The following is a 17,271-nucleotide window of genomic DNA, read 5'->3' on the forward strand; positions in this document are numbered from 1 at the left end:
CAGGCCTCGGGCTCCGGCCGAAACCACCGCACGCTCGTGCTGTGCGGTCGACCCCTTCGGCCCGGTCCTGCCATGCTTCAGGCCTTCGCGGCCATCATCGCGCGATCCATCGTGGCCGTCTTGGCGCTGGCGGCCATTTGCATCCAACTGCGAGCGAATGAAATCCAGAAGGGCGAATATCTTACCCGAGCCGCCGACTGCGTCGGGTGTCACACGTCCAACCCAAGTCGACGATTCGCCGGCGGCTATCGCGTGCCGACGCCCTTCGGCGATGTCTATTCCACCAACATCACACCGGACCAGGACACCGGCATCGGGCGCTATTCGGAGGATGAGTTCGTACGAGCCGTCCGGGAGGGCGTAAGGCGCGACGGGACCGATCTTTATCCGGCCATGCCGTACGACAGCTTCGCCAGGATGAGCCGCGAGGACGTGCTGGCGATCAGGACATATCTCCTTGCGCAAACGCCGATCATTCAGCCACGGCCGCAAAATACCCTACCGTTCCCATTCAATCAGCGCTGGGCACTTGGCCTGTGGAAACTCGCGAACTATCGTCCCGGCAGCTTCACGCCGGATCGAAGTCGATCCCAGGCCTGGAACCGGGGCGCCTATCTGGTGGATGTGCTCGGCCACTGCGGTGCCTGCCACACACCGAGGAATGTCACATTCGGCGAGGATGAGGATCGCAAGCTCGCCGGCGGTGCCGCGGGCATCTGGCAAGCCTTCAACATCACCGGCGACAAGACGACGGGAATAGGTGGCTGGAGCGACGACGAGCTGTTTCGCTTTCTCAAAACCGGCGCCGCTCCTGGAAAAGCCTATGCCAGCGGCCCAATGGCGGAAACGGTAATGAACAGCCTGCAACATCTTTCGGATGACGACATCCGCGCCATCGTCGCCTATGTCAGGGATGTCCCCCGCCAATCCGGAGACGAGCACCAGCCGCGTTTCTCGTGGAGCGGGACGACTACGGCCAGTGCTGCCAAACCGAGCAACGTGGCGCAAGGCAGCACCAGCACGGCTGGCGATCTCTACGGGTCTCTGTGTTCCGGCTGCCATGGATTGGATGGAAGCGGATCGCCCGACTCTTCCAATGCCTCACTGACCCACAACAGCACTCTAGGTGCGGCTACCCCTGAGAATGTCGTCATGACAGTTCTTACCGGCGTCAAGGCGGGGGACGTAGCAGGTCGCAAATCGATGGCTGCATTCGCAGATTGGCTGGATGATGGCCAGGTGGCGAGCCTTGCAAACTATGTGATAGCCCGTTTCGGAAATCCGGAAGTCAGCGTGACGGCAGCCGACGTGCGCCAGATGCGGGCAGGCTCGACAACAGAACAGGCGGTCATCCTGCTGGCCGGCCAGGCGCTGGTGACAACCGGTGCCGGTTTATCGCTCGGCTTGCTCCTTCTGCTGGCAAGGCGTTTTCGCCTTTCAGCCCGTCTTTCCGATTTCATGTTCGCGCATAGAGATAGGCAGTGATGTCGCGCGCCTCCTGGGGCGAAAGGTTGGTGTTCGGCATGGCCGTCTTCGGATCGACGTCCCGTGCCCTGCTGATCCAACGCATCATCGCATCGAACGAGTTCCGGCCGCCGCGCCCGCCAATATAGGCGCGTTCCGCAACACCGCGCAGAGACGGGCCAACGCTCCCATGGGCGCCGGGCACACCGGGAATTTCGTGGCATCCGCCGCAACCATTGCGGATCATTGCCGGAATGGCGCGCGCGGCATCGCCGCCGACTTGCTGGGAGACGGCGGCTTCATGCGAAGCGCTGCTGCGGATAATCCCCGTTGTGCCGGCGACGAGAATAGCAGCGACACTTGCCGTTACCCCGGCGGTCCACCAGAACGTTGACATATGTCGCCGCCGATCAGAAGTGGTCGGCCGTGTCCCTAGTTTCAGCCTCTTCGCCATTGTTTTCGCCTGTCATTCTGAGTAAGTGCGAATGCAAATTCGCCGAAGCCAGATCGGCGCGCCTGCGCTAAATGGCTTGGCGAAAACTGAAACTCGGCAGCATTGTTCCCGGCAACGGTTCGGCGACGGCAAAAAAGACGCTCGTCGTCAGCGTGCCTCCCAATTCGGCGCGTTGCGAAAAGGATGCATTCGCACCGTCAGTCGTCCATCCCAAACGCTGATTTACGACTAGGCGCCGATCGTGGCCCTGGCCTTTGGAACAGCCACCTTTGCCTCGCGTTGTTCTGGAGCTTTCGCCCAAATTGTCAGGAGCGCCTTCATGGGACTTTTCACGAAAGACATCAAGACGATGGACGATCTGTTCCTGCATGTGCTGCAGGACATTTACTACGCCGAGGAGCAGATCCTGAAAGCGCTGCCCGACATGATCGAGAAAGCGACAAACCGCGACTTGACCGCGGTTTTCAAGAGCCACCTCGAGGAGACCGAGAGACACGTTCAACGTCTCAAACAAGCTTTCGAGCTTATCGGGGAATCGCCGAAGGGAACGGCTTGCCCAGCGATCGACGGCATCATCAAGGAGGCCGACGAGATCGCGGGAGAAGTTGCCGAGAAGAAGGTGCTCGATGCCGCGCTCATCACGGCAGCACAAGCCGTCGAGCACTACGAGATCACCCGATATGGAACGCTCATTGCCTGGGCGGAACAGACCGGCAAAGATGCAGTGGCAAAGCTTTTTACCACAACTCTCACTGAGGAAAAAGCGGCCGACAAGAAGCTGACCACGATCGCCGAGCGGAAAGTCAATCAGAAAGCTGCTCGCTAAGCACCAGTGGACCGAAAGTTAGGCATGAACGCGCAGGGCGAACAAACCAGGTCTCTCTGGATGAAGGTGGAAGTCGATCCCGCCGCTCCGCGTTTCTCGGGAACGCACAGTTGCGACACGGTCATCATTGGATCCGGAATTGCAGGACTGTCCGTGGCCTACGAACTGACCGCCGTGGGCGAGACCGTTATCGTAATTGATCGCGGTCCCATTGCCGCTGGCATGACGTCGCGAACGACAGCGCATCTCGCGCCGATTTGCGACGATGGGTTGGGTGCACTGATCAATATTCGCGGTGAAGAGATGGCTCGACTGTTCCAGCAGAGCCAGGAAGCTGCGGTCGCCCGTCTTGAGGAGATCGTTGGCGAACTGCGCATCGATTGTAATTTCCGCCGGCTGGATGCCTTCCTGTTTCCGGCAATGGGTATTCGGCCGAAAGCCGCCCACAATCAGCGCCAGGAGGAGTTCGATGCCGCGAGAACGATCGGTGCGGCTGCCAAACTCGCGACCGGCGCGCCGCTCAAAGGGTTCGAAAAGGCGCCCGTCCTTCGTTATCCGAACCAGGCAACTTTCCACCCGCTGCGGTATCTTCGAGGACTTGCCGCGGCTATCCGCGAAAGGGGCGGTCTCATCTTTGCCAACAGCACCGTGACGGCGCTCGAGGAACTGGCGGAAGGCGGAGTGCGCGTCTCCACCGAGAACGGCGGATCGATCACGGCATCGCATGCCGTCGTTGCCACCAATTCGCCGATCAACAATCGTTTTCGATTGCACACCAAGATGTCGCCATACCGAACGTACGCGATGGCCTTCACTCTGCCGCATGGCGATCTTCCAGATGCGCTCTTCTGGGACACCGGCGACCCCTATCACTATGTGCGGATAGACCCAGGCCCGGGTTCCGTGGACTATCTGATTGTGGGTGGCGCCGACCACAAATCGGGCGAAGCTGACGACGGCGACATCCGGTTCGAAGCGATCGAGGCGTGGATACGCTCTCTAGTGCCAACTTTGGGCAAAGAGGTAACGCGGTGGTCTGGACAGGTTCTCGACACGATCGATTATTGCGCCTTCATCGGTCTCAACCCTGGCAGCACGTCGGTCTATGTCGTTACTGGCGACTCCGGACAAGGCATCACGCATGGCGCGCTTGCCGGGCTTCTTTTGAAGGATCTGATACTGGGCGAACCTAATCCCTGGGGCGAGGTCTATGAACCTTCGCGCAAAACGCCTTCCGGCGTGGTCAACTATGTTCGAGAAAACGCCTCGATGGTGGCAAATCTTGCCGGATATGTACTGCCCGGCGAGTTGAAGTCGCTCGATGAACTCTCCGACGGTCAAGGCGGTATTTTGCGAGATGGAATACGCAAAATCGCCGCCTGCCGCGACATGGCGGGTAACGTCCACCTGCATTCCGCCGGCTGTACGCACGCGGGGTGCGAAGTCGCCTGGAACTCGACAGAGCAGTGCTGGGACTGCTCTTGCCATGGATCACATTTCGGCGCGGATGGGGCTGTTTTGAATGGCCCCGCTGTGCTTCCGCTGCAGACGATCGACTTTCCGGTGCGGGAGTAGGCCCGGGCTTTCAAACTGACTACGACATCGTATTCCATCAGGAATTGAAGATGATCGCGGCCGACAAATGAGCCGGAAGCACCCCCAAAGATCGCATGCCGTCGGGCTGTGTCCAGACGACGCAACAGTCCTGCGCATGTGTATTTCGAGGCGAACCGTGAGCAACGAACAGACACGTCATTCCGAAACCCCGCGGGGCCGACTTGCCGCTTGAGCCGGCAAGGCCTGGCGGTCACTCAATCGGGCACAGAGCCGGCAAGTCAAAACCGCGCTCCCGACAAGAAAAAGGCGGACCATAAGTCCGCCTTCATCTTGCATGGCTTGGAGACCGAGTTAGGCGCCCATCTTCTTTGCCATGGCGCAGAAATCTGCGTGCGGCTTGTTAAGCGTGGTATCGCCGCAATCTTTCAACACCGCTGTTTGTTCATCGGGTTTCATTGCCTTCCATGCGGTTTTGAAATCTGCTTCCGACTTCAATGTTTTCATGCCGGCATCGGGGAAGAAGGGCGACATCTTGGCCGGATCGTCGAGTGCAGACGTGCCCGTGGTGGAACCAGCCAACGCAGCACCACTCATCATTGCGAGCGCGATGGCGCCCATACTGAGCATCTTGATGTTCATCGGAATACCTCCCTTAGTCGACGTAGCGACCGTACACAAAAACATGCACCTGCTGGGCTCGATTCCAGGTCGCATCAAGCGGCTGAAATGAAGGATTGCGCACCGCGTTCCAGCTGCTGCCAAGCGGTTCCGCAGACCCTCTTGACGGTCAAAATCGACAAACCCATATCGACTGCGGGCGCCGACCGCTGTCGGTCCCTGCCTATCCCGAAACTCAATTGTTCGTTCGCTTGGAGGAAACAATGAACGATCGGATCTTCGACAGCCCTGTTTTCGTGAAGAGCGGCAACAGCCTGGTCCAGGAAATCGCCTGCCTCGAAGACGCCCTGGAATTTCTCTACGAGTGGCCGAAGCATAAACGCGGTCCAATTTATCAAACTGCCCTTCGTGCATGCCAAAGAGCATTCGACAGCGACTATCCGCTGACGGCGGCGCGAGACGCTTTTTGCGGGTTTGCGAAATCAGCCAGAATCCTCGAGGAGGTGACCGCTCCATTGCCCTGGATGACCGGGAAGAGCGGTCATGGCGGTGGGCTGGCCGCCTGACGTCATCGCGGAGAAGGAGATTCGCGATGCTTTCCAAGCCCTTTGAGACGCCCATCCGCGTTTGGGTCGGATTGGGCTTCCCGCGCCAATTGAACACTGTTGTCGACGCCTACCAGTTTGCACTCGATTGGTGCGGCAACAGTCCCGAGCAAAGAGCCGCGATCCGCGCTTGCAAAGCCGCGTTGATCGGAGACATCGAGTCCGAAACGGCAAGAGGTGTTTTCGTGGCATTCGCGCGCAAGAAGGACATCCTGATCGAGGATGGAGCAATCCCTCTCGCCGTGGCAAAAGCTCGACCGACCCATGTTTGACGTCAAACGAGGCGGCGGCTACGCCGCCTCACCCGACCGCCTCAATTCCCAATTTTCACGAGCACCACTGATGGCAAAGGAACCGGCGCTTAGAGCACCTTCCGGCTAGGTCCACGCCTGCCGCTATGACAGCGATTATGAGTTCTGAACATTCCAAAACCGAAGCACTAAGCATGGAGCACACCTCGACGGTTACGGGCCGGTCATGTGCGGGGACATCCGCTATGAAATCATCGGGCCGATGTTCGACGTGGTGCATTGAGACTGCGAAAGTTGTCGGCGCCACGGCTAGTGCTTTTGCGACATTTTTCAGTATCGATAGGAACCACTTCCGCTATGCCCGAAGAACGCCGGTGATCCTACAAAGTCATCGCGCAGTGTCGAGCGCACGCTTTGCGGGCGATGCGGCTCGCCGATCTCCTACGAAAATGACCGGGAGTTCTCGATCCTTGCCTGCACGCTGGAAGATCTGATGCTGGTGAAGCCGCAGGCACATATCATGGTCGGCGAGATGCTCCCCTGGTTTGACTTCGCTGACAACCTACCCTGCTTCGAGAAGGGGCTTCATGGCAGTCCGGCCATCAGCCATGGTCCTTCCAATCTGCGGAAGGTCGGCGTCGGAACTGTTAGAGCCTACAGTGATGAAACCAATGCGGCCAGGGATGAATTTTCCAAGACGGGCGCAGCCTGATCCAAGCTCACCAGCAGGCCGCGCATGGGAAACGCACTTCGCACGCTCGATGGATAATCATCAACGATATCGATCCCCGCTGGCCGGCCAGGCAGCATAATGATTTGGCGAATAGGAACACGTTGGCTGCCGGAGTGGTTTATTGTCATGCCGTCGACCCTGATACGCAAAATAGAGTACGATCCGGACAGTCGAATACTCTCGGTGTGGTTCGTGGCCACCGACCAACTCTATGAGTTTGAGGACGTCCCGCCAGAGACCTTTGCCGCGTTGCGATCGGCCTTCGCCAAGGGCCGATACTTCAACAGTCACATCCGCAACCGATTCCGGTATCGTCGAAGCGATACCTAATGACGGCGGGTTTCAATTTCTAACCGATCGTGCACGGGCCTATCGTGCCATGTCGCTTGCCTGATCCCGCATATCGACCGCCTGCCCACAGATCGGACACGAGAAAAGTAGTCGGCTTCATTCTCGCGCGGGCCGCCATTGCGTCTGCCGGTGGTCAATGGGCCAAGGTCAGAAATCTTGTCGCCGTGCGCCCAGCGCCTTGGCTTCGCGCTCCAGCGTCTCTCGGTCGTTGCCATGCTTTTTGATGAGGTCCCGGACCTCGGGAATTGTGAGACCGAACTTACTGGCGAAATACCCTACCTCGTATTCCTCGTCACCTGCGACGCGGTCGCGGTCGCGAAAATCTCGCTTGGTCTTGTCGTCCGTCATGGTTGTTCTCCTGGTTAGAAGAAACAGCGACTTGGCTGGAATGTTCCCAGCCGCGCGGACCTACGTCGGCTGTTCCTCATCAGCGGCTTGTAGACTGTCACGAGCCGGAGCGTATCCGCATTCACCGTCAATGGGACGCCAAGGTTCACCGTCACCCTCTCACGGTCGATATGGGTGACGTCGCCGATGAGTTCGATCGGCTTGCCCTTCTTTACTTTTGATGTTCGGTCGAGGAGCGAATGCGGGAAGCCATAGCAGGGAGCGAGACGTTGACCCGGTCCTCGGTGACTCTTCGGCGCACGGTCGCGGTGATGGCAACCTCGTCGCCGATCTTGATGCCCTTCGCCATTCCCTGAGTCCGGGCAGCCGACGGCTTCGTCAAGCAGATGCTAATATTTACGAAGGGACATGGAACAGACGTTGGCGCTTCCTGGTTGTGGCAGGCAGCGGCCATGACCGCTTCTGGGTTCCAAAGCCGGTCGCCACCCACATGGAATGGACACAACATTCACGGCATGATGGTCGACCTTGATCAGCTACTTGAAGGGGTAGGCCAGACTGGGCAAATCTAGCCTTGCTGGGCGGTCCGGCCAGCAAATCCTATGTCACCTCGACACCAGCCGGGCCGCCCTGACGGGCTGCATCATTTTGCGAAGTCTTTGCGCTGAGCCGTCTCTTCGACCCCGAATTCGTGGACGCTGGCTTTTCGCTCGTCAACTACTCGAAACCAGTGCTGCTGACCAGCCCGCAGAGAAATTCGTCCGCCAATTACGCCTCTGAGGGCGCTCTTCGCATCGGCGGCACGTGTAGTGTGCCTGGCGATCACGACCTCACCAGACATTTCTTCAATGTGAAACTCTGGCATGCTTTCAAAACCCATTTCGGGCGCAACCGCGTCACCCCCCGAAAGTTCCGGTGGGAGTCACGGAAAGTGTGATTGAACGAACACGCCGCCGTTAGCGAAAAGCTCATTTGGACGACGGGCCTTCATTAGAAAATGTTAATGTGCCAGTCCCTGAAAGCCGGCGCATAGTGTACATCTGCCCCGCTCACACCGGGGTAGAGCCCGGTCTGTATGCCCAAGTCGCCCCGGACTCCCCCGACAGGCCGGGCATCGCTTCACGGCGCGGTCCTATCTGCCGGACGCCGCCACGTTGGGGCGCGTCTTCAAGAAATCGCTAATAGACCATTGGCCGTGTTGCGCGGGCTGCAAAGTGGCTGCAATCTAGCTGTGCCCTGAAGCCCGGCTTTCGGGACCCGGCCCGGCCCGCGAAATCCTGTGTCACCATGATAAGCGAGCCGGGCTGTGGGTGTTCCCACCAGCCCGCTTTTGCCATTCAGATTTCGCAAAATTGTTCGGAACCGAATACCGCTCTCGCGATTATCAGGATAGACGGCCGAACCCCCCTCCGAGGTCGTCAGCACCAAAGCAAAAGCCCGTCGTTCTCTCCCTGAGGCGGCGGGCTTTTAACGAGCGCTTTGCGTTATTGTCGTCGGTGCTTAGAGAGGGCGCGCAATAGCTCAGTTTCGTCGTGGGCGCCGTCGTCGAAAAGTTGGAACAGTTCCATGGCCAGGAACTCCCGCTGCTCACGGTCTTTCTTGGCTAGCCGGCGTTCGTCGCACAGCCGGTAAAAACCCGCTGGAGCATGTCCAGATCAGCGGGTTCGTACACTGTAGCGGGACAATGACATTCGTCCTCGCCCTCAACGCCGCTCCGAATTATCTCACACGGCAGGCCTGACGCGAAGAAAAATCAGGAGGACTGTCGGCGGCGAGTTAGTCCTTTGTGTCTTCTGGGGCCCAGGGTCCGCGAATGATCCCGTGGCTCAGCCGACGTCGAATTTTTTGCCTGACTGAACAGTCCGCCTTCTAGATCATCCTAGAGATTAGGAGGCCATATTTTCATGAGTGACGGTGACAACAGGTCAGGTTCGCAAAGTGGGGCGATGAAGGTTCTGGCCGATCGCTTGGTCAGATGAGACAGACATTACCGAAGAGCAAGCCCGCGAACTGATCACGTTGATCGGGACCGATTGGAATTCCCTGCTTCGAGAAGCTCATTTCCTGAAGGCGAAGTGGATCACCGACAACGTGATGCGCGGCGGCGTCAGCGCCGACATCATTTCTGTGGCGGAGCTGATGACCAAGCTGTTCGCCGATGCCAAGGCCGCAGGTATCTCGGAGGACGAGATCGAAGAGGAAATCGGCAGTGCCTATGAAGCGATACTTGCGGCGATAAATGGCCCGCCAGATTTCGAATCCGAGTGACTGCCGCGCAGGGCTTCACCCATTCTAAATTGGCATCCGTCCACAACGAAGGACACCTTGGCCCGCGCCGCGGAATTCGCTCTTCTACCTGTAGCTGGTCAAACTCGGATCGAGATTCTGCTACAGTCCCGAATGGCCGTCCGAATCGTGGTTGTCCTGGCGCTTCTTTCCGCCTTCGCTTTGGGATTCGCAAAACTCGTGGAACGCTATGGCGGCGTTGGCGATCGGTCCCGTCCATGTGAGCAATTGTCTGATTGCCCCGGCCCGAATACGCCGCCTCCGGAGCCCGAACCTAATACGGGCTAACTGAGCAGCATATATCGCGTCCCATTTTGAAGGCGACCTCCCTGGCGAGTTTGCCGAGGGGGGCAACTGAGCTATAAGTGTGTCCCGACGCGCATCATCGCCGGCGCCATTGCCAACTCGGTTTCAACTTTGGCGTTTTCCTTCTGCGTCATGGTGTCGGCGGCGATCAGACGGCGTAACACGCATTACCTCGCCGCGCTGCCAGCCGGCATCGAGCATGCAGTCGAGGATCGCTTGAAAGCCCGGCTCCATCGCCTGCTGGCAAATCGATCTCGCGATCAGCCTAGTCGCCTTCGTGCTTTGGCGCCATGATCATGCGTTACCTTCTACCGCGCTTTCCTGGTCCAGCGCATGCGGCACCGGAAGATAGGCGTTGGCCATCAGCCACTCGCCGACGATCCCCGCCACCAATTCCGGCTTGATTTTGCCCATCTCGGCGGCCAGACCGTTCAGCACCTCGTCGGTGTTCGGATCGAGGCTTAGCCCGCCCACGTTTCTCAGCAGCATGCACGAATTGATGACGGGACATCGGTGCGCTCCTACAGGAATTTCTCACCTTCGCCGCGGTGTTCGAAACCCAGTGCGGCGCCTGCTAGGGCTTGGCGACCCCCCCACCTGCATCCCTACTGCCGTCGTGCTCGCGGACAGGTTCTGGACACCAGGCGGCGTGACATATTCGGACTTAGGTAGTCTGATTTCGGCGCTTATGGGTAGCAGTGAACGAAATGAGAACAAAAGAGTCAAGCGGCCCCTTGCCGGACAGGAATATGTTCTCAATTCGAATGCAGCCCGAGCAACCGGAAAAGTGGCCGCGAGGCGCCGCCTGGACCCTGACGCATGCCCCATGACGCCGGGCAGGTGGCGGGTATCCGCCGCGCCCGCTGCAACTTTGGCCGTGACGCAATTGAATCTCTCCACGCAACCTGGACGCATGGCCACGGTGAAGCGACCGAGAAGGAAATGACGGTGATACATGCAGGCAGTTCCCACGATCTCGCCTGGTGCCTGGCCACATATACGGAGGGGCTGGAAGTAGGCAACGGGACATCTTTTGCCGTCTTCGAACGGCGGGCAGACGGGCCGTGGCTGATACGGATGTGCAGCCTCAACAGCACCGACAACCACTGAGCCTCTATTGTCTTATCGGTAGCATCAATGCCGCCACCACCAGCGCGGCCCCTAACCAGCGAGCTTGCCGTCATACCCGACCATATCCCACTCCCACCAGCGCCAGACCGCGCTGGCGGGCATCAGATGGAAGCGTCAGGTAGTCTGGCGGAATCAGAAATAGTCCGATTTTTTCGGCTGCCCGACTTGCCGACCTGCTCAAGTGACGGCACCACGCCTTCAGGCCCACCTTTTGTCGGGGTACAGGTCGTCCAGCGCCATGGTTGTCTGCGTACCAAGCTAGGGCTTCCGTCTACGGGCGACTGGGACCCTAGGCCCAGGCGCGGAACGTAAGGCGATGGCTCCCGTTGGTCGAAAGCGACGCCGGCAAAAGAACGGCGGTCCGTCAACCAGGCAACCACAACAAGGATACCTACGATGATCCGGAAAATATTGGTGACCGCGGCGACCGCCGCGCTGCTGTCGACTGCGCTCTACACCGCCGGCGCCTACGCTGAAGACAAGACCAAGCCCGCTTCCCAAGCCGCGGTCGTCGCACCGGTGACCGATGGCAGCCTCGTGTCCAAGATCATGGGCGCGGCGGTCTATGACAGCACGGCCGATGATGCGACCAAAATCGGCGACGTCAACGACATCGTCCTCGACAAGGGCGGCAAAGCCAAATTGATCGTCATCGGCGTCGGGGGATTCCTCGGCGTCGGCGAGAAGAATGTCGCCTACGATTTCGGGAAGATCGAATGGGTCGACAAGAAAGGCGAGCGCCGGATCGTCGCCAAGACGACGAAGGAAGAGCTTCAGGCTCAGCCCAACTTCGACACCAAGGCCTATGAGACGGCATCCAACAACACCCAGCCCGCCGCCAGCACGGCTAACCAAACGGCCCCTGCCAAGACGGACCAGACCGCGACCGCCTCTATCGACAAATCGGCGCTGACCGATGTGCCGTCCGGCAAGATCAGCGCGACAGAACTGATCGGCACCAGGGTCTATGGCGCGGACGATGCGAAGGTCGGCGAAATAGGCGACGTCATCCTGACCGGCGACAAGAAAGTTGATGCCATCATCGTGGATGTCGGGGGCTTTCTCGGCATCGGCGAAAAGAAGGTCGCCGTCGGCATGGAGAACCTCAAGTTCATGACCGACAAGAACGGCAACCGCTATCTCTACACGAATTTCACGAAGGGCCAGTTGGAGGCGCAAACGGCCTACGACAAAGGCACTTACGCCCAGAACCGCGACAAGCAGCGCATCGTCGTCAAGCAGTAAGGTCGAAATACCCCCGCGCCGGCTGCGGCTCGGGCGTTGCTAAACTTCAGGAGAGAGACCATGAACAATATCATCTGGCTCGTAGGAGCAGTGGTCATCATAATCGCCATATTGAGCTTCCTTGGCCTTCACTGATTTCTACAAGTGAGAAGCTGCTCGCCCGGAGCCGGCACTAGCAGTTTGGCTCCGATGGCTCGGATTAGTCAGGGCGCCGCAAGCTGCGAGCTCGCGCCCGCAACCAAAGCGAGCAGCAAGGGCTTCCACTCGAGGGAGCGCGAACGACGGATACACTGAGAATGGATTTTCTGACTTTGGAACTGGCTAGGGCAAGGCAACGTCTTAACCGAGCGGAGCTTACCCTCGAACGTTCCAACAAGATGTTGGATGAGGACTGTGGCGTCGGAATAAATCTCGCGCTTTGCAGCAGGATAAGGTCAGCGCAACAGCGTGTCGCCGAGGCCAAGGTCCGCCTCGCAAAGATCGATCCCGCCAGCATAGATAGAGCATCCACCGACTGACACTGACGGTAGGGTCGCGGTCGACCTCGGCGCTTGAGATGGATCGGCGTGCCGGCAATTCGACCGCGCGAGCGCGGCTGTCTGATCAGGGCGATATTTCTTGCGCCACGCGCATCAGACTTTGACCACCGCCGGCGCCGAAACCAAATGGTCAATAACAAATGATCGTTTTCGGCCTTCTCACGTTGGCTGAAATTCTTTCCGGAACAAGCCGTTTCGGATCGAGTTGACGGACCACGAGGCCGTCGATCGGCGGCGCGGCACGACCTCGGTGTTCTGCCCTGTGCCTTTTCGTACGAGATCGAAGGGCGCCGGCAAGACCGCACGAACGCCAAGGTCGGAGGATGAGCGGTTCGGTTTTTCGATCAAACCAAACCGCTCCGGGGCGGCAAGATTGCGAGTGGCCGTCAGCCGCGAACGAACAGTGCCTCGTCTTCATCTCGTTGCTTGCCGCCGAGCGCTGCGGCAACGCTGGCGATGAAAGCGCCAACGATCATCGACAGGGCGCCGACCAGCGCGAAAGTGGCGCTCGCCTTCCTGGCCGTGTCCGCGGCCGCCTTCGCCTTGTTCTTGGCGTCATCGACGGCTGCGAGAACGGTGTCGACGCGCTTGGCGGCGTCGGCTTCCGAAAGCCCGGTGCGGGAAGCGACCAGTTTCACAAGATAGGCCTTATCCTCGGCCGATACTTCGCCCTTGGCGGCGCTTGCCACCAGGATGCGTGTAGCCTGCGCCGTTACGGCGGCATCGTTCTGTCCGGTTGCCGCGACGGTGCCGGTCTCGGCCGGCCGGAATAGCGTATCGACGAAATAGCCCAGGCTGTTGTTGTCGGTTGTTCCAGCGGCCGCATTCGTGGCCGCAGACGAAGCGCCCGCTGCTGCGCCGGCCGCGACATTGGACGCAGCCTGCACACCTGCGCCAACCGTTGCGGACAATGCGGAACCAAGGACGCCGGCGACGAGCAACGTTGCCACTGCCCAGGCAAGGAAACCGTGCGCCGTATCGCGAAAGTAGACTTCGTCGTCATGGATACCGACCCATTTTGTCCGTAGCCGGCCGGTCAGATAACCACCCAGGCCGGCCGAGAGCCATTGCACGACGACCAGCCAAACCGCGGCCGAAACCGCGAAAGTGGTGGCCGATGCGCTTGCGCCGGTCCAAGGGGACACCATCGTCAGCCCAAGTCCAGAGCCGATCAGCATCAGGATCACCGTCAGTGTCGACGCAGCGAAAGCGCCCGCCACGATCGGGCCCCAGCTTACGGCAGGTGACGACGATTCCTTTTTGCCGGAGACTTCCACCTCAGTAACTGCGGGGTTCATGTGAAGCTCCTACCGTGCGAACAGCATGAGCAGGATGATGATCGGAATCGGAACTCCGAGCAGCCAAAGTAATATACCGCGTCCCATAGAAACCTCCTATATTTTCGAGACGAAATACCAATTCCGCGCACTGGCTTTCGTTCCAAAGGTTTAGCGAGCGAAATTGAAATAGGGTGCGCGATCTATTTGGCGATCTGCGCAGCCCGAAGGCCTTCGCTTCCCCGCCCCAGCTAGGAGCGTGGCCGATCCGTTATCCTGCGCCGGGTCAGGGCCGGTGCCGCTGCAAAGCAAACTTCGAAACTGTATATTAGTTCCCCCTAAAGTGGCATGGGCCAAATATCGCGGCTGAAACACCTAGGGCAGCTCAACGCCTCCTCCGCCAGACCTGCGAGATCAGCAGCATTGCCAGGCTGCTGAAAACGACCCAACCGCGAACCTCGCTGTCGGGAACCGCGGACAGCGGGCCGAATCCGGGCGGCCGGTCCGTAGTGTTAGTCGGAGTGGATTGGAAGAGCTCTTCAGAAAGAGTCCATGGACGTTCGAACCTGAGTACTATGCTGTCGCCCACATTGCGACGCCGCTCGCTACCATCCTCACCTCGCCCTCCGAGGCCGACCCGTGCCTCGCTGGCCATGCCTCCAGGGCCGCGACCGCCACATCATCCGGCACCGCCCGTCCGGCCAGGAAGCAACATGTAGCTCGCCTCCAACCGATCGGATGCAACCGGCCGGTCCCACCTTCGTTCTATGGCGATCCAGATCTGCGTGGTGGCAATATGCAATCCCTTCGGACGAACAATCCCCTTATCGTTCTGGCGGCAATAGTTCTGACCGCGGCGCCCTTCATCGGCCTCGCCTGGCGCACCCACGAATGGCTGGGGTGGTGAAGACGAATGAGCAGGTTTCTGCCTCTGACCATCCGGTTCGTGAACGGTGGCACGATGGTGGTCGCATCGATCCCCGACGTGAAAAAGGCGCTTGGCGGGGCATGGAAAAACAAGGACGCGCCGGCCTATCTCAGGGCGGTGCACCTCGTGAATGACGCGGCTAACGGAATCTGCCGCCCGGCGATCGCCTTCGCCGCGTTCAAGAAGGCGGCTGCGGAACAAGGCATGCTGAAACCGGCCGATCGAAGTGCGGCGCTTACCATGCTCGATGAGTTGTGGTCGAACAACAAATCTCGTCCCAAATGAGCGGCTGTCAGCCGCTCATCAGGGCTCGCGGTCCTTGATGAGATAGGTCAGGCCGAAATCCGCGCCTCGACGAGCCAGCCCAATCCAGAAACGTGTTGAGATGGTTTGTCCAGTTGATCACGTTCATGCGCCGCGGCGTGCCCGATAACCTTTTCATGTGGACCACTGAAAGGCCGAGCACATCGGCGAACTCGGACTACGACAGCGGCAGATGAAAGCTCATTTCCTGGGTCTTCTTCACTATAGCGGAGCCAGACTCTCGCGGCTGGCGGAAGGCAGGCCTGGTGTTACGTCGATAGCGGTGAGGCTCCTATTGGCTATCGAGCTTTCGGATGCGTCCCTTATCCAGACGAAACACCCCATCGGTCCCGCCTTGGCGTTCGAAGTCAGTCTGAAGCTCATCCCATGTGCCAAGATATTTGCCGCACTCGGCGCAGCTGATGGGAGTCGTAGGCTGCGCATCGGCCGGAATCTGCAGACGGATGGTGCCGCAAAAGGGGCACTCCAATTTGTGGTCCAGAAACTTGGCGGTCATGATGCGCAGCATGGTGCAACCGGCACGCATGCGCAAGCTCAGGTCCGGGGGTCGCTGCGTGGCTTCTCTCACCGGCAACGGAGACGGGACGGCTGTAAAGCCAGGCCGCTGGAAGTTCCGTACAGCACGAGCGCCGCCTAACCCAGCCACCGAGAAAACGTCGGGGCTGGTCCGGCGATCTCCGAACGCTCGAAGGACGCGAAAGCCAAAATCGGGTCGTTAGTCCGACCCCTATATCGAGGACTAAAGGAACCTGGCTTCCAGTCCTGGCGGCTGGGATGCGCGGCCGGAATTCACGAAATATTTCGTCAGGAACATCAGTCGCGCGGCGCGATTGTTCCTACTCAAGGAGGCCAACTTCCAAGGGACCCGGATCCCGTCGAACCTCGTTGATCCCAATTCCACAACCGAAGGAGCAAGTAATATGCCCAATCAAGACGGAGCCCACGAAAAGCACGTCAAAGGCCGGCCAGCAGAGCCACAAGAACCGCGATGACCAGCGTCAGCGTGACGAGCAGCAGCAGGCTGAAGACCGCAACATGGGTCAGGAGAGGGGTGGGAGTGGCAACTTCGCCGAAGGCCGTGAGCGTGCCTCTGAGGCCGGCCGCAAGGGCGGCCAGTCCTAAACCTTCGAAAGTGGCGCCTGTCATTGCAGGCGCCGTTTTTCTTGCCTGAACGACCACGTGATTTCGCGATCAAACGGAAGCAACGGAGCAAAGCGATGCCAAGGAGAAACTCGACCGGCACGGCAAACGGCCTCGAAAGCCTTTTCGTCGACGGCCTGAAGGACATCTATTACGCGGAGAAAAAGATACTCAAGACATTGCCGAAACTGGCAAAGGCGGCGCAATCCGAAGAGGTGAGCGCTGCCTTCGAGAAGCATCGTATGGAAACCGAGGGTCAGGTCGATCGACTCGAACAGGTGTTCGAGCTGCTCGGCAAGGCCGCCAGGGGCAAGACTTGCCCGGCGATCGACGGCATTCTCGAAGAGGGATCGGAGATCCTCGAGGAATATGAAGACCAGCCGGCACTCGATGCGGGGCTTGTCGGCGCCGCCCAGGCGGTCGAGCATTATGAGATCGCGCGCTACGGCACGCTAATCGCCTGGGCGGAGCAGTTAGGCCTGACGGATGCCGTGCCGCTGCTGCGCGAGACCCTTAAGGAAGAGTCCGCTACCGACGAGGCGCTTACCAGGCTCGGCGAAAGTGGTGCGAACGAGCGGGCCTTGCAGTCAGCCGCATAAGGCGCTTCCTAGCCTGGGTTCGTATCCTAAGGGCATGGCTGACTATGCGGCCTCGGTTCGTTTCAGCCGAGGCCGCGACTCCTTGATCTCATGTCGCAGATCTTCAGGAACGCGACCCCTATTCGGTCGTCGGGAGAGTCATCCGTCCTCATGGGGACGAAAAATAGCGGCCCTTGCCGAGCACCGGAATGCTTAGTCACCCCCACAGTTTCCTAGCCTCGCGCGCCAAAGTCTTGTGATCGTCGCCATGCTCGCCGATCAGTTCCCGAACCTGCTCGGGCGTGAGCGC

The 17,271-nt window shown here is 59.5% G+C and carries 21 protein-coding genes; 13 read left to right on the forward strand and 8 right to left on the reverse strand.

The window, feature by feature from the left end; translation table 11 throughout:
- The first annotated feature begins 72 nt into the window (after nucleotides 1-72).
- Nucleotides 73-1,485 (forward strand): cytochrome c, encoded by a 1,413-nt coding sequence (locus EJ067_RS08690; RefSeq protein WP_189510500.1) that lies wholly within the window; start codon nucleotides 73-75, stop codon nucleotides 1,483-1,485.
- On the opposite strand, the gene EJ067_RS08695 is transcribed toward EJ067_RS08690, so the two are convergent.
- Entirely contained in the window at nucleotides 1,457-1,861 is a 405-nt protein-coding gene (locus EJ067_RS08695) for a c-type cytochrome (protein WP_126085578.1), read from the reverse strand. The two genes, EJ067_RS08690 and EJ067_RS08695, sit on opposite strands and share 29 nt — an antisense overlap.
- 376 nt (nucleotides 1,862-2,237) lie before the next feature.
- Between EJ067_RS08695 and EJ067_RS08700 the strand changes: the two genes are divergently transcribed.
- Nucleotides 2,238-2,744 (forward strand): ferritin-like domain-containing protein, encoded by a 507-nt coding sequence (locus tag EJ067_RS08700; protein ID WP_126089552.1) that lies wholly within the window; start codon nucleotides 2,238-2,240, stop codon nucleotides 2,742-2,744.
- A gap of 24 nt (nucleotides 2,745-2,768) precedes the next feature.
- Nucleotides 2,769-4,319: an FAD-dependent oxidoreductase gene (locus EJ067_RS08705; protein ID WP_126085579.1), complete on the forward strand. Its 1,551-nt coding sequence runs from the start codon at nucleotides 2,769-2,771 to the stop codon at nucleotides 4,317-4,319.
- A gap of 333 nt (nucleotides 4,320-4,652) precedes the next feature.
- On the opposite strand, the gene EJ067_RS08710 is transcribed toward EJ067_RS08705, so the two are convergent.
- Entirely contained in the window at nucleotides 4,653-4,940 is a 288-nt protein-coding gene (locus EJ067_RS08710; protein WP_126085580.1) for a hypothetical protein, read from the reverse strand.
- Nucleotides 4,941-5,182: 242 nt separating this feature from the next.
- Between EJ067_RS08710 and EJ067_RS08715 the strand changes: the two genes are divergently transcribed.
- The 4 genes from EJ067_RS08715 (at nucleotide 5,183) to EJ067_RS08730 (ending at nucleotide 6,838) form a co-directional block, all read left to right on the forward strand.
- Nucleotides 5,183-5,485, forward strand: coding sequence for a DUF982 domain-containing protein (locus EJ067_RS08715; protein WP_126085581.1), 303 nt, complete (start codon nucleotides 5,183-5,185; stop codon nucleotides 5,483-5,485).
- Nucleotides 5,486-5,511: 26 nt separating this feature from the next.
- Nucleotides 5,512-5,796: a DUF982 domain-containing protein gene (locus tag EJ067_RS08720; protein ID WP_126085582.1), complete on the forward strand. Its 285-nt coding sequence runs from the start codon at nucleotides 5,512-5,514 to the stop codon at nucleotides 5,794-5,796.
- A gap of 472 nt (nucleotides 5,797-6,268) precedes the next feature.
- Nucleotides 6,269-6,487: a hypothetical protein gene (locus tag EJ067_RS08725; protein ID WP_126085583.1), complete on the forward strand. Its 219-nt coding sequence runs from the start codon at nucleotides 6,269-6,271 to the stop codon at nucleotides 6,485-6,487.
- 147 nt (nucleotides 6,488-6,634) lie between these two features.
- Nucleotides 6,635-6,838 carry a KTSC domain-containing protein gene (locus tag EJ067_RS08730; RefSeq protein WP_126085584.1) on the forward strand — a complete coding sequence of 68 codons (204 nt, stop codon included), beginning with the start codon at nucleotides 6,635-6,637 and terminating at the stop codon, nucleotides 6,836-6,838.
- 168 nt (nucleotides 6,839-7,006) lie between these two features.
- On the opposite strand, the gene EJ067_RS08740 is transcribed toward EJ067_RS08730, so the two are convergent.
- The 3 genes from EJ067_RS08740 to EJ067_RS08750 all read right to left on the reverse strand — a co-directional run bounded on the left by EJ067_RS08740 (nucleotide 7,007) and on the right by EJ067_RS08750 (nucleotide 8,087).
- Nucleotides 7,007-7,207, reverse strand: a complete 201-nt coding sequence (locus EJ067_RS08740; protein ID WP_126085585.1) for a DUF3606 domain-containing protein — start codon at nucleotides 7,205-7,207, stop codon at nucleotides 7,007-7,009.
- A gap of 211 nt (nucleotides 7,208-7,418) precedes the next feature.
- A complete protein-coding gene (locus EJ067_RS35775) occupies nucleotides 7,419-7,556 on the reverse strand; it encodes a hypothetical protein (RefSeq protein ID WP_348639521.1) in 138 nt (45 codons plus the stop codon).
- A gap of 294 nt (nucleotides 7,557-7,850) precedes the next feature.
- On the reverse strand, nucleotides 7,851-8,087 hold the full coding sequence (locus EJ067_RS08750) for a hypothetical protein (RefSeq protein WP_126085586.1): 237 nt from the start codon (nucleotides 8,085-8,087) through the stop codon (nucleotides 7,851-7,853).
- Nucleotides 8,088-9,301: 1,214 nt separating this feature from the next.
- Between EJ067_RS08750 and EJ067_RS08760 the strand changes: the two genes are divergently transcribed.
- Nucleotides 9,302-9,475: a DUF768 domain-containing protein gene (locus tag EJ067_RS08760; protein ID WP_126085587.1), complete on the forward strand. Its 174-nt coding sequence runs from the start codon at nucleotides 9,302-9,304 to the stop codon at nucleotides 9,473-9,475.
- A 618-nt stretch (nucleotides 9,476-10,093) separates the two neighbouring features.
- Here EJ067_RS08760 and EJ067_RS08770 read toward each other — a convergent pair.
- Nucleotides 10,094-10,288, reverse strand: coding sequence for a hypothetical protein (locus EJ067_RS08770; protein ID WP_126085588.1), 195 nt, complete (start codon nucleotides 10,286-10,288; stop codon nucleotides 10,094-10,096).
- A gap of 330 nt (nucleotides 10,289-10,618) precedes the next feature.
- On the opposite strand from EJ067_RS08770, the gene EJ067_RS08775 reads away from it, so the two are divergent.
- Nucleotides 10,619-10,909, forward strand: coding sequence for a hypothetical protein (locus EJ067_RS08775; protein ID WP_126085589.1), 291 nt, complete (start codon nucleotides 10,619-10,621; stop codon nucleotides 10,907-10,909).
- A 417-nt stretch (nucleotides 10,910-11,326) separates the two neighbouring features.
- Entirely contained in the window at nucleotides 11,327-12,175 is an 849-nt protein-coding gene (locus tag EJ067_RS08780; RefSeq protein WP_126085590.1) for a PRC-barrel domain-containing protein, read from the forward strand.
- Between the two features lie 925 nt (nucleotides 12,176-13,100).
- Here EJ067_RS08780 and EJ067_RS08790 read toward each other — a convergent pair.
- A complete protein-coding gene (locus EJ067_RS08790; RefSeq protein ID WP_126085592.1) occupies nucleotides 13,101-14,012 on the reverse strand; it encodes a hypothetical protein in 912 nt (303 codons plus the stop codon).
- Nucleotides 14,013-14,904: 892 nt separating this feature from the next.
- Between EJ067_RS08790 and EJ067_RS08795 the strand changes: the two genes are divergently transcribed.
- A complete protein-coding gene (locus EJ067_RS08795) occupies nucleotides 14,905-15,204 on the forward strand; it encodes a DUF982 domain-containing protein (protein WP_126085593.1) in 300 nt (99 codons plus the stop codon).
- 310 nt (nucleotides 15,205-15,514) lie between these two features.
- Here EJ067_RS08795 and EJ067_RS08800 read toward each other — a convergent pair whose 3' ends face one another.
- Nucleotides 15,515-15,751 (reverse strand): hypothetical protein, encoded by a 237-nt coding sequence (locus tag EJ067_RS08800; protein WP_245468222.1) that lies wholly within the window; start codon nucleotides 15,749-15,751, stop codon nucleotides 15,515-15,517.
- A gap of 527 nt (nucleotides 15,752-16,278) precedes the next feature.
- Here EJ067_RS08800 and EJ067_RS08805 point away from each other — a divergent pair.
- Both EJ067_RS08805 and EJ067_RS08810 read left to right on the forward strand, forming a co-directional pair.
- Nucleotides 16,279-16,365: a KGG domain-containing protein gene (locus EJ067_RS08805; protein ID WP_126089554.1), complete on the forward strand. Its 87-nt coding sequence runs from the start codon at nucleotides 16,279-16,281 to the stop codon at nucleotides 16,363-16,365.
- 95 nt (nucleotides 16,366-16,460) lie between these two features.
- Nucleotides 16,461-16,982, forward strand: a complete 522-nt coding sequence (locus EJ067_RS08810) for a ferritin-like domain-containing protein (protein WP_126089555.1) — start codon at nucleotides 16,461-16,463, stop codon at nucleotides 16,980-16,982.
- The last annotated feature ends 289 nt before the right edge of the window (nucleotides 16,983-17,271 follow it).

Origin of the sequence: Mesorhizobium sp. M1D.F.Ca.ET.043.01.1.1 (assembly GCF_003952385.1) — a bacterium.
Classification (GTDB): domain Bacteria; phylum Pseudomonadota; class Alphaproteobacteria; order Rhizobiales; family Rhizobiaceae; genus Mesorhizobium.